Source organism: Kaistella sp. PBT33-4, assembly GCF_029194425.1.
Lineage (GTDB): Bacteria > Bacteroidota > Bacteroidia > Flavobacteriales > Weeksellaceae > Marnyiella.
The window spans coordinates 495,146-520,893 of the sequence record NZ_JARFYL010000001.1 but is presented as its reverse complement, the minus strand read 5'-3'; the positions used below and the strand labels follow the sequence as shown (position 1 = coordinate 520,893).

General features: G+C 44.8%; 28 protein-coding genes and 1 tRNA gene. 15 read left to right on the top strand and 14 right to left on the bottom strand.

Annotated features, from left to right (window positions below; translation table 11 throughout):
* Positions 1-33 precede the first annotated feature (33 nt).
* Positions 34-1,365, top strand: a complete 1,332-nt coding sequence (gene mgtE / locus P0M11_RS02435; RefSeq protein WP_275624291.1) for a magnesium transporter — start codon at positions 34-36, stop codon at positions 1,363-1,365.
* Positions 1,366-1,374: 9 nt separating this feature from the next.
* A complete protein-coding gene (locus P0M11_RS02430; protein WP_275624290.1) occupies positions 1,375-2,112 on the top strand; it encodes a helical backbone metal receptor in 738 nt (245 codons plus the stop codon).
* 10 nt (positions 2,113-2,122) lie between these two features.
* Here P0M11_RS02430 and P0M11_RS02425 read toward each other — a convergent pair whose 3' ends face one another.
* The 6 genes from P0M11_RS02425 to P0M11_RS02400 all read right to left on the bottom strand — a co-directional run bounded on the left by P0M11_RS02425 (position 2,123) and on the right by P0M11_RS02400 (position 7,794).
* Positions 2,123-2,572: a GAF domain-containing protein gene (locus P0M11_RS02425; protein WP_275624289.1), complete on the bottom strand. Its 450-nt coding sequence runs from the start codon at positions 2,570-2,572 to the stop codon at positions 2,123-2,125.
* 10 nt (positions 2,573-2,582) lie between these two features.
* Positions 2,583-4,019, bottom strand: coding sequence for a TonB-dependent receptor (locus tag P0M11_RS02420; RefSeq protein WP_158064602.1), 1,437 nt, complete (start codon positions 4,017-4,019; stop codon positions 2,583-2,585).
* Between the two features lie 177 nt (positions 4,020-4,196).
* A complete protein-coding gene (locus P0M11_RS02415; protein ID WP_275624288.1) occupies positions 4,197-5,198 on the bottom strand; it encodes an SDR family oxidoreductase in 1,002 nt (333 codons plus the stop codon).
* Positions 5,199-5,209: 11 nt separating this feature from the next.
* Positions 5,210-6,049: an aldo/keto reductase gene (locus P0M11_RS02410; protein ID WP_275624287.1), complete on the bottom strand. Its 840-nt coding sequence runs from the start codon at positions 6,047-6,049 to the stop codon at positions 5,210-5,212.
* Between the two features lie 3 nt (positions 6,050-6,052).
* On the bottom strand, positions 6,053-6,283 hold the full coding sequence (locus P0M11_RS02405) for a hypothetical protein (protein ID WP_275624286.1): 231 nt from the start codon (positions 6,281-6,283) through the stop codon (positions 6,053-6,055).
* A gap of 8 nt (positions 6,284-6,291) precedes the next feature.
* Complete coding sequence (locus P0M11_RS02400; protein ID WP_275624285.1) at positions 6,292-7,794, bottom strand: FAD-dependent oxidoreductase; 1,503 nt, start codon at positions 7,792-7,794, stop codon at positions 6,292-6,294.
* Between the two features lie 84 nt (positions 7,795-7,878).
* Here P0M11_RS02400 and P0M11_RS02395 point away from each other — a divergent pair, with 84 nt between their 5' ends.
* From P0M11_RS02395 to P0M11_RS02370, 6 genes are all read left to right on the top strand, one after another.
* Positions 7,879-8,379 carry a nicotinamide-nucleotide amidohydrolase family protein gene (locus P0M11_RS02395; protein ID WP_275624284.1) on the top strand — a complete coding sequence of 167 codons (501 nt, stop codon included), beginning with the start codon at positions 7,879-7,881 and terminating at the stop codon, positions 8,377-8,379.
* Positions 8,380-8,442: 63 nt separating this feature from the next.
* Positions 8,443-9,207 carry an MBL fold metallo-hydrolase gene (locus tag P0M11_RS02390; RefSeq protein WP_275624389.1) on the top strand — a complete coding sequence of 255 codons (765 nt, stop codon included), beginning with the start codon at positions 8,443-8,445 and terminating at the stop codon, positions 9,205-9,207.
* Positions 9,208-9,272: 65 nt separating this feature from the next.
* Positions 9,273-9,354: transfer RNA gene (locus P0M11_RS02385), tRNA-Leu, on the top strand.
* 396 nt (positions 9,355-9,750) lie between these two features.
* Positions 9,751-10,281, top strand: a complete 531-nt coding sequence (locus tag P0M11_RS02380; protein ID WP_275624283.1) for a YceI family protein — start codon at positions 9,751-9,753, stop codon at positions 10,279-10,281.
* A 30-nt stretch (positions 10,282-10,311) separates the two neighbouring features.
* Positions 10,312-11,646, top strand: a complete 1,335-nt coding sequence (locus P0M11_RS02375) for a hypothetical protein (protein WP_275624282.1) — start codon at positions 10,312-10,314, stop codon at positions 11,644-11,646.
* Positions 11,647-11,706: 60 nt separating this feature from the next.
* Complete coding sequence (locus tag P0M11_RS02370; RefSeq protein WP_275624281.1) at positions 11,707-12,207, top strand: YceI family protein; 501 nt, start codon at positions 11,707-11,709, stop codon at positions 12,205-12,207.
* A 26-nt stretch (positions 12,208-12,233) separates the two neighbouring features.
* Here P0M11_RS02370 and P0M11_RS02365 read toward each other — a convergent pair whose 3' ends face one another.
* Positions 12,234-12,911: a TIGR02117 family protein gene (locus P0M11_RS02365; RefSeq protein ID WP_275624280.1), complete on the bottom strand. Its 678-nt coding sequence runs from the start codon at positions 12,909-12,911 to the stop codon at positions 12,234-12,236.
* Positions 12,912-13,248: 337 nt separating this feature from the next.
* On the bottom strand, positions 13,249-14,199 hold the full coding sequence (gene queG, locus P0M11_RS02360) for a tRNA epoxyqueuosine(34) reductase QueG (protein ID WP_275624279.1): 951 nt from the start codon (positions 14,197-14,199) through the stop codon (positions 13,249-13,251).
* Between the two features lie 64 nt (positions 14,200-14,263).
* Here queG and P0M11_RS02355 point away from each other — a divergent pair, with 64 nt between their 5' ends.
* Positions 14,264-14,554 carry a rhodanese-like domain-containing protein gene (locus P0M11_RS02355; protein WP_275624278.1) on the top strand — a complete coding sequence of 97 codons (291 nt, stop codon included), beginning with the start codon at positions 14,264-14,266 and terminating at the stop codon, positions 14,552-14,554.
* Positions 14,555-14,654: 100 nt separating this feature from the next.
* Here the strand turns inward: P0M11_RS02355 and P0M11_RS02350 are convergent, their stop codons facing one another.
* The 5 genes from P0M11_RS02350 to mutY all read right to left on the bottom strand — a co-directional run bounded on the left by P0M11_RS02350 (position 14,655) and on the right by mutY (position 19,834).
* A complete protein-coding gene (locus tag P0M11_RS02350) occupies positions 14,655-15,650 on the bottom strand; it encodes a nitronate monooxygenase (protein ID WP_275624277.1) in 996 nt (331 codons plus the stop codon).
* A gap of 104 nt (positions 15,651-15,754) precedes the next feature.
* Positions 15,755-17,119, bottom strand: a complete 1,365-nt coding sequence (locus P0M11_RS02345) for a peptidylprolyl isomerase (protein ID WP_275624276.1) — start codon at positions 17,117-17,119, stop codon at positions 15,755-15,757.
* A gap of 80 nt (positions 17,120-17,199) precedes the next feature.
* Positions 17,200-18,120, bottom strand: a complete 921-nt coding sequence (locus P0M11_RS02340) for a PfkB family carbohydrate kinase (protein ID WP_275624275.1) — start codon at positions 18,118-18,120, stop codon at positions 17,200-17,202.
* A gap of 40 nt (positions 18,121-18,160) precedes the next feature.
* A complete protein-coding gene (gene gldD / locus P0M11_RS02335) occupies positions 18,161-18,721 on the bottom strand; it encodes a gliding motility lipoprotein GldD (protein ID WP_275624274.1) in 561 nt (186 codons plus the stop codon).
* Positions 18,722-18,787: 66 nt separating this feature from the next.
* A complete protein-coding gene (gene mutY / locus P0M11_RS02330; RefSeq protein ID WP_275624273.1) occupies positions 18,788-19,834 on the bottom strand; it encodes an A/G-specific adenine glycosylase in 1,047 nt (348 codons plus the stop codon).
* 47 nt (positions 19,835-19,881) lie between these two features.
* Between mutY and P0M11_RS02325 the strand changes: the two genes are divergently transcribed.
* The 6 genes from P0M11_RS02325 to P0M11_RS02300 all read left to right on the top strand — a co-directional run bounded on the left by P0M11_RS02325 (position 19,882) and on the right by P0M11_RS02300 (position 25,149).
* Complete coding sequence (locus tag P0M11_RS02325; protein WP_158064617.1) at positions 19,882-20,178, top strand: HU family DNA-binding protein; 297 nt, start codon at positions 19,882-19,884, stop codon at positions 20,176-20,178.
* 313 nt (positions 20,179-20,491) lie between these two features.
* Positions 20,492-22,051 carry a ribonuclease E/G gene (locus tag P0M11_RS02320; protein WP_275624272.1) on the top strand — a complete coding sequence of 520 codons (1,560 nt, stop codon included), beginning with the start codon at positions 20,492-20,494 and terminating at the stop codon, positions 22,049-22,051.
* 662 nt (positions 22,052-22,713) lie between these two features.
* Positions 22,714-23,343 carry a CoA pyrophosphatase gene (locus P0M11_RS02315; protein WP_275624271.1) on the top strand — a complete coding sequence of 210 codons (630 nt, stop codon included), beginning with the start codon at positions 22,714-22,716 and terminating at the stop codon, positions 23,341-23,343.
* 24 nt (positions 23,344-23,367) lie between these two features.
* Positions 23,368-24,180, top strand: a complete 813-nt coding sequence (locus P0M11_RS02310) for a lysophospholipid acyltransferase family protein (protein ID WP_158064620.1) — start codon at positions 23,368-23,370, stop codon at positions 24,178-24,180.
* Positions 24,177-24,629: a hypothetical protein gene (locus P0M11_RS02305; protein ID WP_275624270.1), complete on the top strand. Its 453-nt coding sequence runs from the start codon at positions 24,177-24,179 to the stop codon at positions 24,627-24,629. The genes P0M11_RS02310 and P0M11_RS02305 overlap by 4 nt, the downstream gene beginning before the upstream one ends.
* A complete protein-coding gene (locus P0M11_RS02300; RefSeq protein WP_275624269.1) occupies positions 24,610-25,149 on the top strand; it encodes a hypothetical protein in 540 nt (179 codons plus the stop codon). Before P0M11_RS02305 ends, P0M11_RS02300 begins: the two co-directional genes overlap by 20 nt.
* Positions 25,150-25,219: 70 nt before the next feature.
* Here P0M11_RS02300 and P0M11_RS02295 read toward each other — a convergent pair whose 3' ends face one another.
* Positions 25,220-25,597, bottom strand: coding sequence for a septal ring lytic transglycosylase RlpA family protein (locus tag P0M11_RS02295; protein ID WP_158064623.1), 378 nt, complete (start codon positions 25,595-25,597; stop codon positions 25,220-25,222).
* Between the last annotated feature and the right edge of the window lie 151 nt (positions 25,598-25,748).

Here is a 25,748-nt window from a genome sequence, read left to right as displayed (position 1 = left end):
CTTTATCGGATTTTTTCAGCTATTTTTGCAGCAGTGAATACGACTGCGAACGAAACTGAAATTTTAATAAACCCCGCGGATATCGCCGAAAGGTTGAGTAACCTGCGCGCGGACGAACGTTTGCTGGAATTCCTCAAGGTCCCCAAGAAATTTAAGGCCGCTGTTTTCTCTCATCTGGACGCTGATTTTCAGGAAGAAACCATCCGCAGTATCGGAAACGAAGAAGTATCCGAGATTCTGAACGGCATGACGCCCGACGACAGGACCGAACTTTTTGAAGATTTCCCCGACGAACTTATCAAGTATTCCATTAACCTCCTGAATCCGCAGGAAAGACGTATCGCACTGAAGCTGTTAGGCTACCATGAAGACAGCATCGCAAGGATGATGACGCCGTACTACATCCAGATACGGAATGAGTGGACTGTCAGGAAATGCTTTGAGCAAATTAAAAAGGTGGGCAAGAAGGTAGAGACACTTAACTACCTCTATGTGGTGGATGAGCGCAACCATCTTATTGATGACCTCGACATCCGCAACCTTCTTCTGGCCGATGAAGATCAGCTGGTTTCCGAACTTACCGACCATCATTTCGTAGCCATCAAAACAACTACATCGCGTGAAGATGCTGTACAGTACTTTGAAAAGTATGATCGCAATGCCCTTCCCATCATCACTGAGGCAGGTGTACTGGTGGGCATTGTAACCATTGACGACATCCTGGATCAGGTAGAGCAACAGAATACGGAGGACATCCAGAAATTCGGGGGTATGGACGCTTTGGACGATCCTTATATCCAGACCCACTGGTTTGAGATGATCAAGAAAAGAGGTCTGTGGCTGATCGTACTTTTCTTTCTTCAGCTTATTACAGCTACTGTGATGGGCTTTTATGAAAATGAAATTGAAAAAGCGGTTGTCCTGGCACTATTCATTCCATTGATTATTTCAAGCGGCGGAAACTCCGGTTCTCAGGCTGCTACGCTTATCATACGGGCAATGGCGCTCCAGGAAATCACACTGAAAGACTGGTGGACTGTTATGAAAAAGGAAGTTACCACCGGCCTGGTGCTGGGTACCTTCCTGGGTATCATCGGCTTTTTCAGAATAATGCTCTGGCATAAATTGGGCTGGTTCGATTACGGCGAGCACTGGCTTTTTGTAGGAATAAGCGCCGGGATCTCTCTGGCAATGATTGTCCTTTGGGGAACACTTTCGGGTTCCATGGTTCCGTTTATCCTGAAAAAGTTTAAACTTGATCCCGCCACTTCGTCGGCACCTTTTGTAGCCACGCTTGTGGACGTCACCGGACTGATCATCTACTTTTCCATCGCAGGACTCTTCCTTACAGGTAAAATTCTTTAAAAGCGTATTATGCGGATTGTCTCACTGGTTCCGTCGGTCACCCAAACGCTCTTTGACTTCGGCCTGGATCATCGTGAAATAGTGGGTAGAACCAAATTCTGTATCCACCCTTCCGACAGGGTGAAAAATATTCCCATCGTAGGCGGCACCAAAACCCTGAAGCTGGACAAAATAACAGCGCTGAAACCCGATCTCATCATCGCAAATAAGGAAGAAAACGTGAGGGAGCAGGTGCTTGAACTGGAAAAAGTTTGTAAGGTATGGGTCACAGATATAAGTACTCTGGAGGATCAGGAGACTTTTCTGTTCCAGTTGGGACAGCGGCTGAACAAATCAGAGCAGGCCACCGGCTTCATAAAAAGGACTAATGCAGTTTTTACAGGATTGCACCCTGCACTGACAGTTCCAACAGCATATCTGATCTGGAGGAATCCCTATATGACGGCTGGTGGCGATACCTTCATCCACAATATAATGAAATGTTTAGGCTTCAGAAACATCTTTCAGGATCAAACAAGATATCCAACTGTTGAAATTTCCGAACTTAAAGGAGCCAGACTCATACTGCTGTCGTCCGAACCCTACCCTTTCCGGGAAAAACATATCGCTGAACTGCAGGAACACCTTCCGGACTGCACAATAATGCTTGCTGACGGCGAAGCTTTTTCCTGGTACGGCACGCGGATACTGGAATATGAGGCATATTTCCGCCAGCTGATGGGCGAAGTACAGGACTCTCTGCACTGAAACAAGATTACTACAGGATTTTAGCCACTTCAGCACACAGCCACTCAAGCATTTCCTGGTCTTCAGCAGAGAAGGGGTCCAAACTGTGGGAATCAATATCAATCTGGCCCACGTTTTCACCATTTTTAAAGATAGGAACCACGATCTCAGCTTTGGTATCAATGGAACAGGAAAGATAATTGTCCTGATCATGGACATCAGGAACAACAAATGTTTCTCCGGAAACAGCCACCTGACCGCAGATTCCTTTTCCGAAAGGTATAACGGTGTGATCGGTGTCAGCACCTGCATAAGGGCCCAGGATAAGCTCCTCCTTATCGCCATTCCGGAAGTAGAACCCCGTCCAGTTGAAATACGGAATTTCCTGATCCAGCAGATGACAGACTTTCTGAAGTTTTTCTTCAGTTGGGAAATGTGGGCTTTCCAGAATAGTGGAGAGACGTTTCTTTATTTCAGACATGGCAGTTTTATTAAGTAAATTCTTTTAGTTCTACTTCGTTCTTGTATCCAAACATTCCGCGGTCTTTTATAAGATCGGCCACGCCGTCCGGCACCTGATCTTCCCAGCCGCTTTCGTTTTCAGTAATCATCCGCAATATCTCACGGGAATAAATCTCGGCATATTGGGGCTGATAGGTTACAATATCCTTAATCCGGTTATTGTGCTTGAAGAACTTGTAGAGCTGCTTCAGGTTTTCATTAACCCGCAGGTTATTGGAAGTCAGGATCTCATGGTTCTCCGGATCTTTATAAGGATAAAGATAAACGGTCATATCATTCCTGAAGAATTTGCCGAAGGCTTCCAGGATTCCGCCTGACAGATTTTTGTAATAATTTTCATCAAAAACCATCAGGAGGTTATTCACCCCCATTCCAATACCGATTTTCAGTCCGGTATAACCTGCAAAATAATCGATAAGGCGGTAATATTCAGAGAAATTGGAGATGATTACAGTATAACCCAGATTGGCCAGGACATCTACCCTGTCCAGGAAATCGCGTTCATCAATATCGCCGTCTCCTTTCAGGTTAGAAATTGTGATCTCAAACAGCACTTCGGTTTCCTTTTCAGTACAGTCGGCATCCTTCATAAACATTTTGAGTCCGCTTTCGAACATGTCGATATTCACCTTCGTAACAGGCCGGAAACTGCCGCGTACTGCAAAAATATTTTTACGGTAAAGCAAATCTGCGGGCAGCATATTTTTACCACCAGGCGTAAAGATCACGGCATCGGTCATTCCGTTCTTTACCAGCTGCAGACTCATCAAACGGTTATCTACATAGGCAAAGGCAGGACCCATAAAGTCGATCATATCGATCTCCAGGTCGTCCAGAGCAATGTCATCATATAAAGAAGAAATCAGTCTCCGCGGATTGTCATTATAAAAAAACGCACCATAAATAAGGTTAACTCCCAGATTTCCCAGGGTTTCCTGCTGCAGTGTAGTGTTATTCTCCTTGAATTTTACATGAAGTACAACTTCACTGTAACCTTCTGTCTCATCACGCTGAAAACGTACACCTACCCACCCGTGACCTTTCAGGGTTTTGTCGAAATTAATAGTGGTAACCGTATTGGCATAGGAAAAAAAGCGGCGGCCGGGATTATCTTCGCGTGAGAGCCTCTCCTCAATAAGAGAGACCTCATACCTCAGCATTTTTCTGAGACGGTGCTGGGTAACATAGCGGTTATGTGCTTCCTTGCCGTAAATAGCGTCCGAAAAATCCTTGTCATATGCCGACATGGCCTTCGCAATGGTTTTGGAGGCACCACCGGCCCTGAAAAAGTGGCGCACAGTTTCCTGACCTGCACCTATTTCCGCAAAAGTACCGTATATATTGGAATCCAGATTAATGGCTAATGCTTTCTGCTTTGGAGTTAGTTTTTGCTGGATTAAAGACATCGTAATTTTTTCGCAAAATTACATATAATTAAGGCATTCTGCAAACCGGTTACGCCCGCCGCTGATAAGTCTCGTAGCCATGTCAGAATACACTTAAATTAAACATTTTCAGCAAGTTTAACCATCTAGCACGCAATTTTTCAGATAAGTACCGGCTAAGTCGGGGGAACTTCAGTATCACTTAAGTTTTTTTCGGTCCGGAGCTTGCGTTCGGTTCCACAGCATCACTGCCCCTGCTGCAAGCAATCCGGACAGCATAATCAGTTTTGATGTTTTGGAGGGTGGCGGAAGCATCGTCTCGCCATAAATACGATGCGGTTCCGCGGAAGGTGTAAGGATATTTCCGTTTGTACCTTCTGGCGCATCTTTCTTCATCATCATCCGCATAGCTGCCGAAGCGGTATTCACGACTGTTTTGGGGAACATCCCGTATACCGTTTTGAAAAGTACGGACGACCAGTCTGTGTATACTTCCTTACGCGGGTATTTAGCAGTTTTAACCATGGCAGCCGCCAGTACGCGCGGGTCAAATGATAGTGGTGGGATTTTGGAACTGAAGCCGGAATACTTTGCAGAATGCATATTGCCGGTAGACCGTTGGATAGCCGGATACATGGCACATACGTGGATGTTCGGAAAGTGCGATACTTCACCCTGCAGACTTTCCACCATACCGCGTACACCGTACTTTGAGGCAGAATAAGCAGTTCCGTAAGGAGCCGGCATCCATCCGCCAATGGAAATATTATTAATCAGCACCCCATCCTGCTGCTTCTTGAAAATCGGCAGGATGGTATGAGCGCCATGCAGGAAGCCCAGAAGGTTCGTTTTAATAATTTGGTCCACCGCCTCAATGGGCATATCTTCCAGCATTCCTGTAGCCATTACACCGGCATTATTCACCCATACATCAATCCTGCCGTTAAACTGCAGGGCGGTCTGCGCAAGTTGCTGCACATCGCCAGCCACGGATACATCGGTGGGCACAGCCAGAGCCACCGCACCCAGGTCACGGCATAACTGTGCGGTTTCATCCAGTGCTTCACGACCCCGTGCAGCCAAAACAATATTGCAGCCCTCGCGTGCAAAAGCCTCTGCCGCTGCTCGCCCGATACCGCTGCTCGCCCCTGTGATTACAACGGTTCTGCCGTTGAGTGTTGAAGTGTACGTTTCTTTCATAATTCCTTTTTTTAGTTAATGCGGTCCGGCCAGATATCGGGTCTTTCTCCACTAAACCCTTGTGGCTGCATATTTGTAACAGCGGACATTTCATCCCTTGAAAGTTCAAAATCAAAAATGTCGATATTCTCTTTAATACGCTGCGGTCGTGAAGATTTTGGAAGCGGCAGGAGACCTTGCTGAACGGTCCACCTTAAAATGATCTGGGATACAGTTTTGCCATGTCTCCCCGCAATTTCATTTAACAATGGATGATCCTGAAACCGTCCTCTTGCCAGTGGCGACCACGCCTGAAGCGCAATATTGTGGCGTTGACAATAATCCACTACCGTAGTTTGCTGGTAACCGGGATGATACTCAATCTGGTTCACAGCCGGTGGCACTGTGGCGGTATTTAACAATTCTTCCAGATGCTCCGGCCAGAAATTACTGACACCGATGGATCGGATAAGTCCCTCATCCTGCAGCTCTTCCATTGCACGCCAGGTTTCAGCATTTACTTTTACCCAGTCTTTATAGTTTTTTGAATTCGCAGGCCAGTGAATCAGGTAAAGATCAAGATACTCCAATGACAACCGTTTCAAAGTATTTCTAAAAGCCTTTCTGGTGGCATCATAACCCAGGTCGGTACGCCAAACTTTTGAAGTGATATAAAGATGCTGCCTGGGTACTGTGGTCCGCTTTACAGCCTCTCCCACTTCCTTTTCATTTCCATATATGGAAGCGGTATCTATAAGTCTGTAGCCGGATTCAATAGCAGCTTGGACTGACATTAGCGTATCTTCAGTTTTATAGGTTCCAAAACCGATCAGCGGTAATGAATATCCGTCATTCAAAATTATGTTTTCCATAAATCAAAAACCCATTATGACCACCCGAATCTGTTCCGGTGCTCCGCTGGCCGTTGTAATCCGAACCGAATTCTCGTCTACAATGGTTATTCCGCTGTTCAGTTCGTTGCCGGTAGCCGGATTATACAGAGCGACAATAATATCGGTGGTTCCCAGGTTATGATTAATGGTCGTGCTCTCCCCCGGTATGGTGGCACACATACCACGTGGCGTTCTGATTTCTGAATTATCCATAGTTCAGGTTATAGTTGTTTCAAATTTTCCTGAGCAGGAATTGTTAAGACTGTACCATCAGTTCCGAACCGTGATCCGTGACACGGACAGTCCCAACTCTTTTCCGTTTTGTTAAACTTCACCACACAACCCATGTGCGGACAATGTGCATCAAGAAGGGTAAGAGCACCCAGTTCATCACGGTAGGCAGCTACTTTCTTACCGTTATAATCTATTATATGGCCATCCCCTTTCTCAATGCTATCCAGTTCGGCTTTTTTATCGCTGCTGAACTGATCTTTGATAAGGTGGAATACAGCATCCACGTTTTCCTTAACAAATTCCTTCGCACTCGCTGCGATTTCAATGCGGGATGGCGAAACAATATCCGCGAGTTCATTTTCTTTCTCCATGACCAGGTCAGCGAGAATGTTACCCGCCAGCGTTCCCCAGGTCATACCATTTCCATTATAACCGGTGGCCACATATTCATGGTCGGTGCCCGGCATCTTCCCTATATAGGGCAACCCGTCCGAGGGTGCATAAAATTGAGATGACCAGGTTTTGGAAATCTCGGTTACCCGGAAGTGCTCTTTGGTATACGCAATAAGATCTTCCATAGGTTTTTGAGTATCGGCTTCATGTCCTGTCTTGTGGTCGAAACCTCCGACAATCAAATAGAAATCATGCCCGATTTTGTGATACCGCATATAATGATAAGGGTCATAAAGATCAGCCGCCTGGGCAAACGATGACACCTCATAAGTCAGTTTAGCTGCAAGTGCATAGCTTCTGTATGGTGCACAAAGTGCATTGAAGCGGTTAATTCCGGGTGGTATATGTGTAGCCCAAACCAAATCCGCAGCTGTAAAGGTTCCTGCATTGGTCAGCACCTTTACGGAGCCGTCATCCGAAGTGTGTTGACTGACGTGAGCACCCGTAAGTAACCTACCTCCCATTCCCTCAAAAACCTTTGCAAGCCCGGCGATATATTTTAACGGGTGAAACTGTGCCTGCCCTTTAATTTCAAGCGCTTTCCGGAAAGACACACTGAACGGAATCTCATCTACTTCACTGGTTGGGATTTCCAAGGCATCATGCGCTTTAGCAATCTGATCCAGTTGACGGTCCTGTTTTTTTTCGGCACTGAAAAGATAGAAACTGCACTCCTCATATTCGCACTCAATACCGAATCGGTCAATGTTTTCTTTTATAGTTGCGGATACACGGCCGGCATTATCTGCCACAGTCTGGGCACGGGCTTCACCAAATTTGCTGATGATACGGTCATAGGATTCATCCAGGAAATTATTGATATGTGCCGTGGTGCCACCCGTAGTTCCGAAGCCAATATTATGCTGCTCAAGTACCAGGCAGTTTTTGCCCCGCTGCTGAAGTTCGGTTGCCAGCGTTAGTCCGGTGATTCCGGCACCAACAATCACAACATCATAATGATTATTTTCTGCAGGTGAATTTTCGTGGATGTAGAGCCCATTCACCCAAAGGCTTTCGTTATGACCGTCTCTTTTCATTTGGAATTATATTTGTTTATGACTTTCGCAATCGCATCCAGCGAAACCAGCCATTTCCGTTAAAACTTATTATTTGCTTTTCGTATGGAAAACGACCTAATTGACAACAAGAACCTTGCCCAACTTGCTGATCATATGTTAAAAAACAAGTTAACACTGGCAGTAGCAGAAAGCTGTACCGCAGGTCTTATCCAGAATGTTATTTCGCAGGCAGACAATGCCATGGGATTTTTTCAGGGCGGTATCACAGCCTACAACAGCGCTCAGAAAGCGATACATCTGCAGGTAAATCCAATAGCTGCTGAGGCATGTAACGCCGTTTCCAAAGAGATAGCAGAGCAGATGGCGCTCGCGGTGGCGTCCGGATTCAATGCAGAACTGGGTGCAGCCATTACCGGCTACGCCCGCAAAGTACCGGAAGAAGGCATTGATTCATGTTTTGCCTATATCGCCATTGCAGCCCATGGGAAAGTGGTGCTCTCCAAAAAAATTACGGGGAAGTCCGGGGAAGATCTGGCAGAAAATCAAAAAATATATACTAAAAAGATGCTTGATTATTTATATTCAGTAGTTAGGAAGGGATAAATTAACCGGATAATTCAAACTGCTTTTTCTTTACATTTGTGCCTTAGCGCCAAGTTCAATATGATGACACTGAAATTTTTAGGCACGGGCACCTCGCAGGGTGTCCCGGTAATCGGATGCACCTGCGCGGTTTGCCGTTCGGCCAACCCAAAAGATTTGCGTTTCCGGTCCTCAGCCATGATCACCACGGAAAGCGGTGGGAAAATACTGATAGACTGCGGTCCCGACTTCAGACAGCAGATGTTGCAAAATAATGAAGATCACCTGGATGCCATCCTCCTGACACATGAACACAATGACCATGTGATCGGCCTGGACGATGTACGTCCCCTCATCTTCAAAAGCCGGAAGGACATGCCGCTTTTTTGTCAGCCACGTGTGGCGAAGGAAGTGAAGACGAGGTTTCCCTATGCTTTTGCTGAAATAAAATATCCTGGCGCACCCTCTTTTGACCTGCATGAAATTGACGCTGATTTTCATTTATTTGATACCAACATCACGACCGTCCGGGTACTGCATCATGAGCTGGAGATTCTGGGATTTAAGATGAAGAATCTTGCCTACATTACAGACGCCAGCTTTATCAGCCCGGAGGAAAAAGTAAAACTCACCGCGCTGGATTACCTTATCCTGAACTGCATCCGTAAAACGCACGCTCATCCTGCCCATTTCATACTGGAAGACATCATAGAACTCTACGCCGAACTGAGGCCGCGGAAACTGTACCTGACGCACATCAGCCATATGTTTGGACTGCATGAGATTGAAGAAGCGTCGTTGCCCGAAGGTATCAGTTTAGCTTATGATGGTTTGGTATTGGAATTTTAAAACAAAATGCTGCTATTATATTTTAAGAATTTAATTTTTATCCTATATTTGCACACCCAATTGATGCCCAGCTGGCGGAATTGGTAGACGCGCTAGACTCAAACTCTAGTACCGCAAGGTGTGCCGGTTCGATTCCGGCGCTGGGTACAAAAAAGCAATCTGTTTTCAGGTTGCTTTTTTTATGCCTGATCTTCAAATGATTTCCGCTCCAATGCGACCAGCATGAATTTCTTTTATTCTTATAATAGACATATTTTTTGAGAATCATTAAAGCTTTTGGCTGATTTTGCTCATAATGACATCCGTCATGTTTATTAATTATACATTATTTGCAATAATCTTTTAAAGAAATAATTTAAACCGGTAAACAAATTCACCATATGAATAATACTTACCAGATATGATTGTTCTTTTAATAATTTATTAAGACTATTTGACATTAATCATGTAAAATTAGTAGCTATATATTATTAAATCCAAAAAATTCCTGCTACATTTGTATAAGAAAATTGAGATAGGAAATAACAATTTAATATAGAAATCATGAGAAATTCAGCAACATTCAAGATTCTTGTCCTGGCCTTCGGACTTTTCACAGGTTTAGCAAACGCGCAGGCCATAACAGGAAAAAGTACTAAAGTTAGTGTAGACGGAACCTCACCTATGCATGACTGGACGATGACCTCAAATGCAGCTACCTTTAGCGGAACAGTAAGCGGAACTGCGATCACCAACGTAAAGTTTGTGATGCCCGCAAAAAATCTGAAAAGTACAAAAGGGAAGATGATGGACAATAAGGCATACGACGCCCTGCAGGCAGCCAAACATCCCAATATCACTTTCACTGCCACATCGATGAATATCGGTAAGGGAACCGTAACCGGCAAGATGACCATTGCAGGGGTAACCAAGAATGCATCAATTCCTGTAACAGTGGTTAAGAATGGTGCTTCTTACAGCATTACTGGTACCGAAAAAATGAACCTGTCCGATTTTGGAATGGAAAGACCCGGGTTTATGGGCGTAAAAACCGGCGATGCAATTACAGTAACTGTAAACATCACCGCCAACTAATCAATTAATAAACATTAAAATACCAAAGAAATGAGAACTTCAGTTTTAAAAACATCAGTATTGGCTTTACTCATGTCAAGCGGAGCGTTATTCGCTCAGGAAGATACCAACACCTCAATGCGTGATTATCTGGCACCGGAAAAAGCTCAGCGTAACGTATTTGAAGACCCAAAAGGAGTTTCACCGGCCTATGACGGCGTGAAGGTTTCTGTAGGCGGCGATTTTGCACTTCAGTTCCAGTCTCTGGACCACAGCACTAAAGCACCCTCATTGGGTAATGTGGGTACCACAGCGGTTCCGAATACACTTCAGGTGATGGGAAGCGACTTCAACCTGCCAACAGCCAACCTTGACATCAATGCTTATTTGGGAAAAGGGATTAAAATGCATCTTAGAACCTACCTTTCTGCAAGGCACCATAACGAAGCCTGGGTAAAAGGAGGATACCTGCAGGTGGATGATCTGGATTTTATCTCCGAAGGTTTTGCGGCGAACATTATGAAGCATGCTCGTGTTAAAGTAGGTATGGACGAGATAAACTACGGTGACTATCATTTCAGAAGGACGGATAATGCCGAAGCCATCAACAACCCGTTCGTAGGGAACTTCATTATGGACAATTTCTCTACCGAAGCATTTGGTGAAGGTTACCTTTTTTATAACAACTTCATCGGTATGCTTGGTGTATCCAACGGCAAACTGAACCAAACAGCTGTAAAAGGAACCAATTATAACTCACCGTCAGTCTATGCGAAGATTGGATGGGACAAGCAAATCAATACTGACCTGCGCGTAAGGCTTACAGGATCCTTCATCCAGACAAACGGACTGAGTACTGGAGGTTACCTTTACAGTTCAGACCGCGCGGGATCCAGATACTATTACGTCCTCCTTACCCAAAACGACCTTATGGGAACCAATAATTACGCAACAGGACGCTTCAACCCCGGTTTCAAGAAAATGAAAGCGGTACAGGTGAACCCCTTCGTAAAATACCAGGGCCTTGAGTTCTTCGGCGCTTACGAATATGTAACCGGCAACAAAGCAAGTGGTATGAATATGAGACCTACTGACGGCGACTATACCCAACTGGCGGCGGAGTTACTTTACAGATTTGGCGGGAAAGAACAGTTCTACGTAGGTGGACGTTATAACACCATCAGCGGTAAAGACGACGAGGTTTCCGACGAAAGAAAGATTGACAGGTTCAACCTGGGTGCAGGCTACTTTATGACCAAGAACATTCTGGCAAAAGTGGAATATGTACAGCAAAATTACAACGACAGCCCGGTTTGGGGTGCAACAAGCGCTCTTAGAGGCGGCGAATTCAAAGGAGTGATGGTTGAAGCAACCATTGGTTTCTAATATTAAATTCAATTTCAGTGAAGGGACATTAATTTGTCCCTTTTTTATACCTTTAAAGTGATGAAAAATACGGTAATCCTTATTCTGCTCCTGATTTACAGCCTGGTACCGGCTCAGGAAAACACGGTGGAAATCCTGGGAAAGACCAACGTGAATACTTTTAAATGTACCAATTCCAACATTGCCAAACCGGCTGGCAGTTTCAGCTCAGAGGCGCGGCTTCCGGTACTGCAGCTGAAGGTACAGGACTTTGACTGCAGGAATAAGATGATGACCAACGACTTCCGTAAAATTTTAAATGCCGAGCAGCATCCGCATTTTACCGTACGGTTTATTGAATTCAAAAAAAACGCAAACAGTTACTACAGTGCCATTGTGGAAGTGAAGATATTAAACCGGAAACGCTTCTACACCGTTACCTTCTTTGAGAACAAAAACGTCCTGACCGGAAATGAAACCGTCCGTTTCAGTGACTTTGGAATTGTACCGCCTACCAAAATGGGTGGCACCATAGTTGTGAAGGATCATTTGGAACTGACTATGAGATTAAAAAATCTATAGTACTTGATTTGCTTCCCGGCCTGGTTTCATTCATAATGGTAGAAGATACCGAAATCTGAAGCCGTCCACAAGGCCGCCTTTTGTCCGGCAATTTTAAGCCCTCTGTTGGTCCAGGTATTACAGGTATCCAGAAAACTGTAACTTCCTGTTGCATCGTAGAAAGCATCATTACTGCCATAAACCGCATCGGTCCTGATGAGAATCGGTTTTCCGTTTGGGTCACGGTCAAACTTATTTTGGATAAAACCAACAAGCTTCCTGTACTGCGTTTCAGTAAGCAGGATACGCTTACAATCCTTCCCTACCACCATTTTGTTATAGAAAGTACAGTGCATAGCCGACTCGCTGAGCCAAAACGCTGCCTTCAATGCAGTTGAAACCTTCAGTTCAGCCCAGGTGGGTGTATCCAGATAAAAACCTTTGTCGCCCCAACCCACGGACAGATATTTAAAGTTGCCGGAACCTGCTTTAGTATCGCCGACAGGTATTTCAGTGCGCCAGTCCATATATTGGTTGGTCACCGGTACCACAATATCGGTATGCACTCCGTTGGTCAGCAGGAATACCTCCACTGTCTTTGGTTCCGACACATCATCGGCAGCCACAGGAATCAGAGGTAACGCTAATGCAAGAACAACATAAACAAGCACAACGGCGACAATGGAGCCGATAATTTTAAGTATGGTGAATAAGATTTTTTTCATTATAAGGACAGAGTCGGGATTTTAGAATTCAGATTTCAGACATCAGACATCAAACATCTGACTGTGTTTCAATAACAATTCAGCAATTTAACAAAATTTACGGCTTTATGGTCTTTAGGTCCGGAATTAAGATTTCAGATTTCAGATTTCAGACTTTGTAATAATTTACCAATCTAAGGCTTTTCAGAGTAGAGAAAAGAGAGGAAAGAACAAAGAACAAAGAGAAAAGAATAATGACGAAGCCGCCGGCTACTCTTGTAAATTCCTAACTTTCTAACCTTCTAACCTTCTAACTTCCAAACCTCCTAACCTTCTAACCTCCTAACCTCCTAACCTTTTAACCTTCTATCGTTCTCACCCCACTCAAAAAAGAGATATTCCTTTTCAAACCCGCAAACTTGGTCCTTTTGACCGGTGATTTACGGAAAACTTCTGAAAAAAGTTCCTGGTCCAGCTCCTGCCAGTCTTCCTTTGTAAAATGCTTAAGTTTTTCATTTGGCCGGAATTTCTCCTGCGTGTGCGGCGCCGAAAACCGGTTCCAGGGGCACACGTCCTGGCAGATATCACAGCCAAACATCCAGTCCTGCATACGGTCGCGGAAGTGTTCCGGAATGGCTTCTTTAAGTTCAATGGTCGCATAAGAGATACATTTACTGCCGTCAATGATTTTCTCCGAAACGATCGCATCTGTAGGACAGGCATCGATGCATTTCCTGCAGGTGCCGCAATGGTCAGTCGTGGGCTGATCTGCGGCCAGGTCCAAATCGCAGATAATTTCTGCCAGGAAATAGAATGAACCGCTTTGTTTGGTAATCAGGTTGGCATTTTTCCCTACCCAGCCAATGCCGGACTTCCTGGCCCAGCTTCGCTCCAGCACTGGTGCCGAATCGGTAAACACCCGGCAGTCAAAACCGCCGATCTCATCGCGGAGTTCGGCTACCATTTCCACCAAAATTCCTTTAATGATCTCATGGTAATCCTGCCCGTACGCATATTTCGAAATATTGAAGTTATCCAGGCTGGGAAGGGTCTCCGCCGGAAAATAATTATAAGAAAGTGATATGACCGATTTTGCACCAGGCACCAAAAGTCGCGGGTCCAGTCTTTTGTCGAAATGGTTCTCCATATAACGCATTTCACCATGATAATCCTTATTCAGCCAGTCTTCCAGGGGTCGCGCATCTTCCTCCAGAAATCCGGCGTGTGAGATGCCGCAGCCCTGAAATCCGAAGGATTTTGCCTTGGATTTGATGAGCAATGAAAGTTTTTCTTGTTTTGAGGAGTACATGGGAAGGCAAATTTAACATAATTTGCTACATTTGTGAGTAGACAAACAGTTTAAAACTCTTACAATGGATTCAATAAACGAAATTTTAGGCTCCGGCGACTACCACCTTATTGATGTGCGCGAACCTATGGAACTGGAGATGGACGGCAAAATAGAAGATGCCCGCAACATACCCCTGGGCGAGCTGGAAGAGCGCAAACAGGAGGTAACCAATCTGAACGGAAACATCATCTTCTTCTGCAGAAGCGGAAACCGCAGTGGTAAGGCTGTAGACTATTTCAAATCACAGGGCATGACTAATGTCTATAACGGTGGCGGCTACGGTGATATGAAGAATGCGCTGGAGCAGAACTGATAAGATACGTTTCGGACAATTGCCGCACCATTAGTTTTTTTTTAGAAAATGCGCCATACAAACTAAAAACCTGCCTACGATCATGGCAGGTTTTATCCATTTAAAATTGTTCCCATAGTGACGGATTCCCTGCAGCTTCAAACTCTTTCAGCAGTTGCTCAAAAACTTCTGCTACCGGCAACACTTCTTCAATAAGGGCAGATACCTGTCCAATTTCAAGCTCACCCTCTTCCAGGTCGCCTTCAAACATACCTCGCTTTGCCCGCGCCCTGCCCAGAGCCGTCACCAGCACCTCAGGATTTCTGCCACTGTCATAAAGTTTTTCAATGTCCCGGAAGAACTTATTTTTAACCAAACGTACAGGCGCAAGTTCTTTTAGGGTCAGCTGGGTGTCACCTTCGTTTAAGGAAGTGATTTGCTCCTTCCATAACTCATGTCCACTGGCTTCCTGTGTGGCGGCAAACCTGGAGCCGATCTGCACCCCGTCTGCACCCAAAATCATGGCTGCTTTCATTTGCGTGCCCAGCCCTATTCCCCCGGCAGCTATCAGAGGTATATCAATATGTTTGCGAACATTGGGGATAAGGCAGAATGTAGTAGTCTCATCGCGGCCGTTGTGACCCCCGGCTTCAAATCCTTCAGCCACTACAGCATCTACACCAGCCTCCTGGCACTTTAGTGCAAATTTGGTGGATGACACTACATGCGCGACTTTCAGACCTTCTTTCTTAAGCGTTTCTGTGTAGGTTTTCGGATTTCCGGCCGAGGTGAAGATGATCTTCACTCCTTCCTCCAGAATAATGCTGATCACCTCATCCAGATTCGGATAGAGCATAGGCACGTTAACGCCGAAAGGCTTGTCTGTAGCGGCTTTGCATTTTTGGATATGCTCACGCAGCACATCCGGATACATACTGCCGGCACCTATAAGCCCCAGACCGCCACAGTTGGAGACCGCTGAGGCCAGACGCCAGCCGGAATGCCAGATCATACCGCCCTGAACGATAGGGTATTTAATATTGAAAAGTGCTGAAACCCGGTTTTGTGATTTCTGATACATCTTGTCGGCAACGCCGAAATCAATAAAATTGCTCATGCAGCAAAAATAAAGGAAATATACGGTTTAAAGAAGTCCAGCCTCCCCTGACCGTTGCCCCGTCTTAACAAAAAAAATCTCCGAAAAAATTTCGGAGACCTTTATTATTTTGTCAGTACTGATTTCTGAAGTTCCGGCTGGAAGCTGCATTCCGCATAACGGTTATCAATGGAGATAAAGATATTGGGCAATCTCTGCTTAATCCATTTATCTACCATTTCATTACGCTTTCTGTTTAAAGCCAGTTGCTTGATACGGTCGTAATCGGTTTCGATGGTAAGCTGATGGGCAGGAATCACTTCCTCAATTTTCACGATGCTCACAGCTTTGCGGCGGTTCAGTTCATCTTCAAAAACATCGGTGATGTCGCCTTTGTTAAGTCCTGCGATCTGATAACCCAGCGTTGGTGATAGCGAAAGCCTTTCCATACGGTCGGACCCGTTATTGTCTGTAAGAACACCGGCGTTGAATTTGGTCCGCTTATCGTCCGAATACTTGAATGCCGCATCTTTGAAGGTCATCTTACCCTCCTCAATAGAGGTCTTGATGGCATCCAGTTCCTTACGGGCTGCCTCTATCTCTTCTGCTGTTGGGGTGGCAGCAATCAGAATATGTCTCGCATCATAGATTTTTCCGGCTCTTCGCTCCAGTTTAATGATATGATAACCGAACTCCGATTCTACAGGATCCGAAATTTCACCTTCCTGCAGGTTTAAGGCTGCGGCTTCAAAGGGTTTTACCATCTGTCCTTTGGAAATATTCTTCATAAGACCGCCATTTGGTGCGGAACCCGGATCTTCAGAATATATTCTGGCCTGGCTGTCGAAGCTTTCACCGTTCAGGATCTCCTGCTTAATCTTCTTAAGCCTGTTGATGATTTCTTCTTTGTGAGCTTCTGTAAGTTTGGGATAAATGCTGATCTGAGCCAGAGTTACCTCATCCTTTACCTCGGGAAGCTGCAGTCTATAGGTATTATAAAAGTCCGTAACTTCGTTTGGCGTTACATCAGCCTTTTCAGTAATCCTCTGGTACTTTGCCTGACCGTAGTACTGGTCACTGTCTATCTTCTCGATCGCCGTCTTCATTTCATAGGCTGTCCGGAATTTGTAGGCAGCAAGCATTGTCTTTTCGTCCGGAAACTGCCCCAGGATCTGATTATATTTCAAACCGGCATTCTCCTTTATCGCAGCGCTGCGGTTTTCAATAAGGGTATCCCTTTTTGCTTCGTAAACAACAATCTTGTTGTTGATGATACTCTCCATCACCTGGCATTTATTTGCGGCGGCACTTCCCTGCTGCGCGGCATAGTTCATCTGCTCGTCAATATCCGATTCCAGTATGATTTCGTTACCGATCACAGCTGCGATACCGTCTACGAGTTTACCTTTCTCCAGCTGTGCGGAAGCAGAAGCCGATAAAAAAGTAAAGAAAATCCCCAGAAACAGGGAAAAATTTATTTTGTTTGTCATAAGTCGTAAATAATGAGTCTGCAAATTTAGAACTCTGGTTCAATTATGCTTAACTTTTAGTTATAATAATTTCTTAATATTTAAACCTCCGCTTCAAAAGTTGTGAGTTCCTTAAACTGCTGAATCCTTTCACCCAGTTCGGCTTCGGTGATTTCCTTCAGTCTTTCGGTGCCAAATTTCTCAACCGTGAAAGAAGCCAGCGCCGATCCCGCGATCAGAGCTGATTTCATGGTTTCAAAATCAAACTTACCTTTCTTAACAAGATAAGAAGCAAATCCGCCCGCAAAGGTGTCGCCCGCACCGGTCGGATCAAACACTTCCTCCAGCGGCATGGCCGGGATAGCGAAGATACGTCCCTCATGGAAAAGCAGGGCGCCGTGCTCTCCTTTCTTGATGATCACGAACGCCGGACCCATAGCGTGGATTTTCTTGGCGGCCTTCACCAGCGAATATTCTCCTGAAAGCTGCCTGGCTTCTTCATCGTTAATCGTGATTACATCGGTTTTTGCAATCATCTGCGTCAGGACATCCATTGCCGAATCCATCCAGAAATTCATCGTATCCAGGATTACCAGTTTTGGCCTGTTCTTCATCTTTTCAAGCACAGACAGCTGTACACCCGGATGCAGGTTACCCAGCAGCAGAACCTCGGAATCTTCCATAGAGGCCGGTATTTTAGGGTCAAAATTCTCCAGCACGTTCACTTCCGTTACCAGAGTGTCGCGGGAATTAAGGTCATTATGATATTTACCGCTCCAGAAAAAGGTTTTACCGCTTTCAATCATTTCAATACCGTCGGTGTTTACGCCGCGTGATTTCAGCAGGTTCATATACTCATCGGGAAAGTCGCCTCCCACTACGGAAACAATGCCGGATTTTACATTCATTAAAGAGGCTGCCAGACCAATATAAGTGGCGGCACCACCCAGGATTTTATCTGTTTTTCCGAATGGAGTTTCTATAGCGTCAAAAGCTACGCTGCCTACTACGAGTAATTTCATTATCTCTTGATTTATTTTTTTAGGTAAGTTGGGGAATTTGTTATTTCCATTCAAAGGTATCGATAAGATGCAGCATATCGCGTTTTACATAATCAACCGCAGGCGCCAGAGAATCCGGTTTTGGGCGTGAATTGAAATACAGGTAAGCGGTTACGAAATGCCGGGTACTGTCTGTAATATAGAACTGAAGATTGGAGGCACTCTGTCCTTTCAGCTCATAAAAATTACCGAAAACCCTTTTCTCGGGGTACTGAAAAGACTTGGTTTCAATGGAACTTGCCTTCACGGTATGTTCATACACCATTTTCTCAGATTCTTTTACATGTGCTTCAAAGTCGTCTTTGATTGGATAGTAGGTAAGGAAAACCTTACCCTTCATTCCGTTATAATTGATATAATACCAGCAACTCCTCTGCTTCTTGGCATCTGTTATTACAGAAAAGTCTGAATATTCAAAAGTAAACGGACAGGGTTGTGTAAACTTAACATATTTAGGTTCCGGATACTCCAGACGAAGGTCTCCTTTAGGCTTCGGCACTGAATCTTTCCCGCATGAAAACAGGAAACCGGTTAATAAAATGAGAATGAGTTTTTTAAACATTTCGCAAAAATACCTATTTTATATGTAATCCGGAAGTTTCGGCCTTTAAGAAATTCAGGTCGCACACTATGACAGGGCTCTGCCTGCCTGCAATCCAATATAATTCTCCAGGGGCTTAGGAAAGGAGTACAGTAAACTGCCCTGCAGGGAGACGATCTGATAGCCACCCGTAGAAGCTAATTCCTCAAACTCCTTTCGGTTTTCAGGGAATACATCCACAAAATCAATACTTAGGTTACGGTGTGAAAGTTTATGATAGACGGTATTGGCTTCCATTACAACCGGCCTGTAGTTCGTTGGAAGTTCGTCCGGAAATTCGTAAAGCTTTTTCCATATATGATCTTCGGAGCGCCGACGGATAAGAATTTCATTTCCAAACCTTACGAAATAGTACTTAAGCTTAAGCTCTTTTACAACAGTCTTCTTTTTCCTCACAGGAAAATCCGCAATACGGCCAAGCTGGAACGCGCGGCAGTCCCTCTGCAGCGGACATTGATCACAAAGCGGATTTCGTGGACGGCATATTTCTGAACCCAGGTCCATTACGGCTTCATTAAAAGTTCCGGCTTCACCCGGGGGCATCACCCTTAAAGCAAGTTCCGAAAAGTAGGTAAAGGAGCTGCTGTGTGAAATATCAGTCCCGTCTGCAAAGACTCTGGACAATACCCTGTAAAAATTACCGTCAACCGCCGGGATATGCATTCCGAAGCAAATACTGGACACTGCAGCCGCGGTATATGGGCCCACTCCGGATAAGGACAGTATATCTTGGTACTGACTGGGGAAAACGCCTCCAAAATCCGCCATAATCTGCCGGGCAGCTTTCTGCAAATTCAGCGCCCGGGAGTAGTATCCCAAGCCTTTCCAGTAAAGCATTACCTCGTCCGCTTCGGCCTCGGCAAGAGTACGCACATCGGGAAAACGTTCGGTGAACTTATAGTAATGATTTAAACCCTGCTGAATGCGTGTTTGCTGAAAGATAATTTCGCAGATCCAGACCTTATAGGGATCACTGGTTTTTCTGAATGGCAAATCGCGTCCGTGAATGTGGAACCAGGCCACCAGCGCCTTACCAAGGTAAAGAAAATCAGCGTTTTCTTTGTAGTTTTTCAAAAATTAGTTTTATATTTGCACACCAAAATTAAAAAGAAAAAAAGAAAATGACAAAGGCAGAATTGGTAAATACCATCTCAACTAAATTGGGGACAGAGAAAGGTGAGACTCAGAAAGTTGTAGAAGCTTTCATGCACGAGATCAGAAGTGCAATGTACAAAGGAGACAATGTATATTTAAGAGGTTTCGGTTCTTTCATCATCAAGACCAGAGCTGCAAAAACGGGAAGAAACATATCCAAGAACACGGCAATTGAAATTCCCGCTCATAATATCCCTGCTTTTAAGCCATCCAAGACTTTCACAGAAAAGGTAAAAACCAAAGTAGCTGTAAACAATAACTAAAAGAGTAATAATATTTAAAATTTATTCAATATGCCAAGCGGAAAAAAAAGAAAAAGACACAAGGTAGCCACACACAAAAGGAAGAAAAGAAGAAGAGCTAACAGACACAAGAAGAAGAAATAAGCTTTTCTGCTAAATAATATAGGATATAGTTGGTGTTTTTATTTTTATAAACGTTCACCAGCTATATTTTTGTTTTACAACCCTTTTCCCTAACTGCCCGTACGAACTTTTCGCTCACAATCCGTATACATACGTATTACCGGGTATGGTAAAACGGTTTTTTGTTTAACGAAATACAAGTAGCTATGAAATGAAGAAAGAACTGATAATATCACATGAAGGCGGGCGCTCTAAAATAGCCCTGCTGGAAGATGGGCGTCTGTTTGAACTCCACGAAGAGGAGGACAAAAGCGACTTTGTGGTAGGCGATCTTTTTATTGGCAAGGTGAAGAAACTGGCTCCCAACCTCAATGCAGCCTTCGTAAGCATCGGTTATGACAAAGATGCTTTTCTGCATTATCAGGACCTGGGTCCACAATACCTGACCTACAAAAAGTTCCTGAAAGACACCCTTGCACGTAAGCAGCAGGATTCCTCGCTCAAGAATTTCGAGATTCAGCCGGAGATCAATAAAAATGGTGTTGTAGATAAAGTTCTGAGCAAGGACGACAGTGTCATCCTGCAGATTACCAAAGAACCTATCTCTACCAAGGGACCGCGAATTTCCACCCAGATTTCCCTCACAGGCCGTTTCCTGGTCCTGATCCCTTTTGACAAAAGTGTTTCCATTTCCAAAAAAATTGAAAGTGCCGAAGAGCGCGACCGCCTCCGGACACTTATTGAAAGTATTAAACCGGAAGGTTTTGGTGTCATTATACGCACCGTAGCCGAAGGAAAGAAAGTGGCCGAACTCCACAACGATATGAACCAGCTGGTTCAAAAATGGGAAAACACATTCCGGAACATCCAGAAGAATAAGGTACCGAGCAAGATTCTGAGCGAAGAGGGAAAAGCCGCGGCCATCCTCCGGGACAATTTCAACTCTGATTTTGTGTCCATCATCTGCGATGACGAGGAAATGGTTACCGAAATGAAAGCCTACCTGGAAGTTATTGCTCCCGAAAGGAAGAACATTGTACAGTTTTATGACAAACCCACTCCACTGATGGAATATTATAACGTGGAGAAGCAACTGAAGCAAAGCTTTGGTAAACACGTAAACATTCCTTCGTCCAAAGGGGCTTACCTCGTTATTGAACATACCGAAGCTCTGCATGTTATTGATGTAAACTCCGGGAATAACATCAGCTCCGGGGCGGCAGGCAACCGCGAACACGCGCTGCATGTAAACCGGTTGGCAGCTACGGAGATAGCCCGCCAACTCCGCCTGCGCGACATGGGTGGAATAATTGTGGTGGATTTCATCGATATGGTGAATGCCGACCATCGCCGCGAACTTTTTGAGCATCTGAAAAATGAAATGAGCCGCGATAAAGCCAGGCACAAAATACTGCCGCCCAGCAAATTTGGCCTTATACAGATGACCAGGCAAAGAACCCGGCCCGAAAACCAGATCGAGACCAAAGAGGAGAATCCAAATGCCGCCGGCGAAATTCTGGCACCCATAGTGGTGGTGGAACGTATGGAGGAGATGATTCGGACACTGATGCAAACCGAAAAAGGAAAGATTTTCCTGCACGTGCATCCGTTTGTAGAGGCCTACCTTACCAAAGGCCTGATGAGCATACAAACCAAATGGTACCTGAAATACAAAAAATGGGTAACCATTATTCCGCGTGATTCATTCAAATACCTCGAATATAAACTGATCAATGCAAACAAGGAAGAGCTCATGAGCTACTCCAACTGATACAGTAAAGCAAAACTGATCATTTTCACAACTTAGTCTCCCGTATGCGCGGGAGATTTTTTATTTGGAGTTACTGAGTTGGAAAGTTAGAGGGTTAGAAAGTTGGGGGTACAAACGACCGGACCCATCTTTTCTCTTTGTTCTTTCTTCTTTTTTCTCTTCCAAATTGAAGTCTGAAATCTTTACTCCTGGCTCCTGGTTCGTGCTCAGAAACCACAGAGAGCACAGAGACGGTTCAGAGAGCACGGAGCTGAAATTAATTGTGAATCTTAAATGTTGAATTTTGGATTCTGGATTTTGGATTATTTTGACTGGTCTTTTTAAAACCTTCTAAACTCCGATCTCTCAACCTCAACCTCAACCTTAACCTTAATTTTGCCTATCAGCTATCGGCAATAAGCTATAAGCACGCTTCACGCTATTTTTGTCTCAATCCCTGTACTGGACCCTCCAACCTTGCAGCCTCCTATCCTTTTAACCTCCACCTTAACCTCAAACTTAACCTCAAACTTAACCTTAACCTAAACCTTAACCTAATCCTGGCTCTAACCTTTTAACTTTCTAACCCTTTAACCTTCCTGCAACAGTCTGAAATCTGATGTCTGACATCTAACCTCTGCATCTGCATCCTAAATCACTGTCAATTTCTTAAATTTGTAAACATGGGAATATATGCAAGAGACCTCGTACTGAAAATTCAGCAGGCCGAACTGGAAGGCGAGAACGCACATGCTGTGTACTCGCCGCCCTACAGACCTTTATTTTCCTACGAAGAAATAATGAACCGGGCACCAAAATTTGCGGCAGTGAATATTGTGCTGTACCTGAAAAATAACGAGTGGTTTTTTCCGCTTATCGTACGAAGTAAAAACGAACGCGACCGCCACAGTGGCCAGATATCACTGCCCGGCGGCAAAAAAGAAGAGACCGACCGTGATTTTGAACATACCGCCAGACGGGAGACCTCAGAAGAAATGGGTATAGAGCAGCATTATCTGCGAACCATCCGGGAACTTTCACCAATCTACATCCCACCCAGCAACTTCTATGTGCGCCCGTTTATCTCTTACACCCGTAAAAATCCTACCTTCGTACTTCAGGAAACTGAAGCGGTGGAACTTATTGAATTTCCGGTGTCATCATTACTGAGCCTCAGTGAGCAGCCGGCTATGGCGGTTTTGCCAGGCTCAAATGGTGTGGAAGTTCCTGTAATTTCTTTTAATGGCTACATGATTTGGGGCGCAACCTCTATGATCCTGAGCGAATTCAGCACATTGCTGAAAAAGTTGTAAATTCGCAGATTATGTTTAGTGATAATGGCGAAGAAAAATATTTTCACTGATGCCTTTGGCAATCTGTATATTATTAAAAGACTGATCGTCTTTATCGTAGGAATGATTTCGTACCGCCGTTTCAACGGTTTCAACAAATTAAAAATCACCGGCACAGAGCATCTGGCCACACTTCCGGACAGCAATGTGCTTTTTGTTTCCAACCATCAGACTTATTTTGCCGATGTCGCAGCCATGTACCATGTATTCTGCGCGGTAAATAACGGGTTTCACAACACCATTAAAAATCCGGTTTATCTGCTTAACCCCAAGGTGGATTTCTACTACGTTGCGGCCGAAGAAACAATGAAATCGGGAATTCTGGCCCGGATTTTCCGGATGGCAGGTGCCATCACCGTGAAGAGGACCTGGCGTGCCGAAGGACGCAACGTAAACCGCCATGTGGACCTGAAGGAAGTGGACAATATAATGAAGGCACTGGATAACGGTTGGGTAATCACCTTTCCGCAGGGTACGACCTCAGCATTCGCGCAGGGCCGTCGGGGAACAGCCAAACTGGTAAAAAATCAGAGGCCAATTGTTATCCCTATTAAAATAAACGGCTTCAGAAGAGCGTTTGACAAAAAAGGACTCCGTATTAAAGTGACGGGTGTAAAACCTACACTGGAGTTTAAGCCACCGTTGGAAATAGATTATGACAACGATAATGCACAGCGAATCCTGGAAAAGATAATGACCGCTATTGAGCAGACAGAGGAGTTCAATCTGCTGCATCAGTATGAAGAGGAGCTGAAGGCACGAAAAAAGTCCGGTAACGAAATAAATCAACCGCAATGAATAAACTCAGACAGCTAATTCCAATTCTTGTACTGCTGCTTGTTACTTCATGTAACGCCCATAAAAAATATTCCGATTTTGATTACAGTTATTCGCGCAGCGGTGGCTTTGCTCCCGTATATGAGAATTTCCTGATCAAAGGTACCGACGCCCATTACTCCTTTGAAGGTCAGGGCAGGAAGGTCAGAAAAGATTATAAACTGTCCGCTGCTGAAATACAGGTTTTGGAAGATGCCCTGGCGGCCAGTAATTTCCGGATGATTCAGGAAGACCGTAAAAAACTGTATGACAACATCACTACCTCCATCGTGGTGAAAAAAGGTGCCAATGCGGCCAGTAAATCCGATGCAAGTTTCATTATGCCGGCCGACCAGCACAGGTGGAACCAGGTAGTGAAGGCTTTTGAAGCGCTTATTGCGTCTAAAACCAATGGAACTGTTGCCAGGTAATATGTGGGAAGATTACAAAGACAAAACCCGGATTCTGATACTTGGAAAAGGCGCAGGCACGCTTTACACCTATATCCTCAATTTTCTAGGCCGTGAGATGGACCTGATAACACCCGAATCAGCACCAACATCCTCAAACGATTTTGCCCTTTTGATATCCGACGACCCGGAGTCCGCTTCGGGCTACAGTCCGAATATAGTACTGCAAACCTTACCCCAGCCCGTAAATACGGTTTTGGACCACCTGGTAGCCGGTGGTATCTATATCTTTCCGGAAGCCATTGAAACGCCGGACAAAACCGAAGCGCCGGCTGTTTTCTGCCGCCAGATACCATACCCTGCAAGTTCCTATACCTTAACACAAGGCTCCGCGGTAGTAACTACAGACCTTGGACCGCTGCCGGTTGCGGTAAGTGACCCTTCGGTACTTGACCATCTGGAAGGGGTCCGCATACTTTGTCAGCACACCGGAATAATGGAAGAAGCCTTTTACGAAGCTCTGATGAACTACAGGTCATAATTAAGGCGACAGATCATTGAAATAAAAAAGCCAACCCGGATGGGTTGGCTTCTTACGTGATTTCAATTATTTAATCAAGTATTTCGTATTCTATAGGCATCGTACCGCGGTTCAGGTCTCCGATTTCATCAAATGCAGCTTTGGAAAGATCCAGGGCGCGTGAAGCTGTAAAAGGGCCTCTGTCATTAATTACTACAACTACGCTTTGATCTGTGCGCAAATTGGTAACTTTTACTTTAGTTCCGAAAGGAAGCGTGCGGTGCGCCGCTGTCATTTTTGAATTGTTGAACTTCTCACCGCTGGCGGTTTTCCGTCCGTTGAACTTGTCGTGGTAGTACGACGCATAACTTGTTTTCACCTCATCGTTATCATTGGTATCATTCTTGAAAGAATAAAGGCCAAGAGCTGAAATCATCATTATGATTACGAGAACTAATCTTTTCATCATTTTGAGGGTTTTATTGGTTTTGATGGGGCAAAGGTAAACCGAAACTGAAACCTGCAAGAACAGCAGTGTTAAACTATAATAATACTATCTTAAAATTTTGTTAATAAAACCTGCCAGCTCCTATCTGTAGGGATTTAACAGCGGTTGTTAA

What these genes read in the sequence shown, in the direction of transcription:
- P0M11_RS02430 (WP_275624290.1), top strand. Translation starts at nt 1,375, where the DNA reads ATGCGGATTGTCTCACTGGTTCCGTCGGTCACCCAAACGCTCTTTGAC.
- P0M11_RS02425 (WP_275624289.1), bottom strand. Translation starts at nt 2,572, where the DNA reads ATGTCTGAAATAAAGAAACGTCTCTCCACTATTCTGGAAAGCCCACAT.
- P0M11_RS02420 (WP_158064602.1), bottom strand. Translation starts at nt 4,019, where the DNA reads ATGTCTTTAATCCAGCAAAAACTAACTCCAAAGCAGAAAGCATTAGCC.
- P0M11_RS02415 (WP_275624288.1), bottom strand. Translation starts at nt 5,198, where the DNA reads ATGAAAGAAACGTACACTTCAACACTCAACGGCAGAACCGTTGTAATC.
- P0M11_RS02410 (WP_275624287.1), bottom strand. Translation starts at nt 6,049, where the DNA reads ATGGAAAACATAATTTTGAATGACGGATATTCATTACCGCTGATCGGT.
- P0M11_RS02405 (WP_275624286.1), bottom strand. Translation starts at nt 6,283, where the DNA reads ATGGATAATTCAGAAATCAGAACGCCACGTGGTATGTGTGCCACCATA.
- P0M11_RS02400 (WP_275624285.1), bottom strand. Translation starts at nt 7,794, where the DNA reads ATGAAAAGAGACGGTCATAACGAAAGCCTTTGGGTGAATGGGCTCTAC.
- P0M11_RS02395 (WP_275624284.1), top strand. Translation starts at nt 7,879, where the DNA reads ATGGAAAACGACCTAATTGACAACAAGAACCTTGCCCAACTTGCTGAT.
- P0M11_RS02390 (WP_275624389.1), top strand. Translation starts at nt 8,443, where the DNA reads ATGACACTGAAATTTTTAGGCACGGGCACCTCGCAGGGTGTCCCGGTA.
- P0M11_RS02380 (WP_275624283.1), top strand. Translation starts at nt 9,751, where the DNA reads ATGAGAAATTCAGCAACATTCAAGATTCTTGTCCTGGCCTTCGGACTT.
- P0M11_RS02375 (WP_275624282.1), top strand. Translation starts at nt 10,312, where the DNA reads ATGAGAACTTCAGTTTTAAAAACATCAGTATTGGCTTTACTCATGTCA.
- P0M11_RS02370 (WP_275624281.1), top strand. Translation starts at nt 11,707, where the DNA reads ATGAAAAATACGGTAATCCTTATTCTGCTCCTGATTTACAGCCTGGTA.
- P0M11_RS02365 (WP_275624280.1), bottom strand. Translation starts at nt 12,911, where the DNA reads ATGAAAAAAATCTTATTCACCATACTTAAAATTATCGGCTCCATTGTC.
- queG (WP_275624279.1), bottom strand. Translation starts at nt 14,199, where the DNA reads ATGTACTCCTCAAAACAAGAAAAACTTTCATTGCTCATCAAATCCAAG.
- P0M11_RS02355 (WP_275624278.1), top strand. Translation starts at nt 14,264, where the DNA reads ATGGATTCAATAAACGAAATTTTAGGCTCCGGCGACTACCACCTTATT.
- P0M11_RS02350 (WP_275624277.1), bottom strand. Translation starts at nt 15,650, where the DNA reads ATGAGCAATTTTATTGATTTCGGCGTTGCCGACAAGATGTATCAGAAA.
- P0M11_RS02345 (WP_275624276.1), bottom strand. Translation starts at nt 17,119, where the DNA reads ATGACAAACAAAATAAATTTTTCCCTGTTTCTGGGGATTTTCTTTACT.
- P0M11_RS02340 (WP_275624275.1), bottom strand. Translation starts at nt 18,120, where the DNA reads ATGAAATTACTCGTAGTAGGCAGCGTAGCTTTTGACGCTATAGAAACT.
- gldD (WP_275624274.1), bottom strand. Translation starts at nt 18,721, where the DNA reads ATGTTTAAAAAACTCATTCTCATTTTATTAACCGGTTTCCTGTTTTCA.
- P0M11_RS02325 (WP_158064617.1), top strand. Translation starts at nt 19,882, where the DNA reads ATGACAAAGGCAGAATTGGTAAATACCATCTCAACTAAATTGGGGACA.
- P0M11_RS02320 (WP_275624272.1), top strand. Translation starts at nt 20,492, where the DNA reads ATGAAGAAAGAACTGATAATATCACATGAAGGCGGGCGCTCTAAAATA.
- P0M11_RS02315 (WP_275624271.1), top strand. Translation starts at nt 22,714, where the DNA reads ATGGGAATATATGCAAGAGACCTCGTACTGAAAATTCAGCAGGCCGAA.
- P0M11_RS02310 (WP_158064620.1), top strand. Translation starts at nt 23,368, where the DNA reads ATGGCGAAGAAAAATATTTTCACTGATGCCTTTGGCAATCTGTATATT.
- P0M11_RS02305 (WP_275624270.1), top strand. Translation starts at nt 24,177, where the DNA reads ATGAATAAACTCAGACAGCTAATTCCAATTCTTGTACTGCTGCTTGTT.
- P0M11_RS02300 (WP_275624269.1), top strand. Translation starts at nt 24,610, where the DNA reads ATGGAACTGTTGCCAGGTAATATGTGGGAAGATTACAAAGACAAAACC.
- P0M11_RS02295 (WP_158064623.1), bottom strand. Translation starts at nt 25,597, where the DNA reads ATGATGAAAAGATTAGTTCTCGTAATCATAATGATGATTTCAGCTCTT.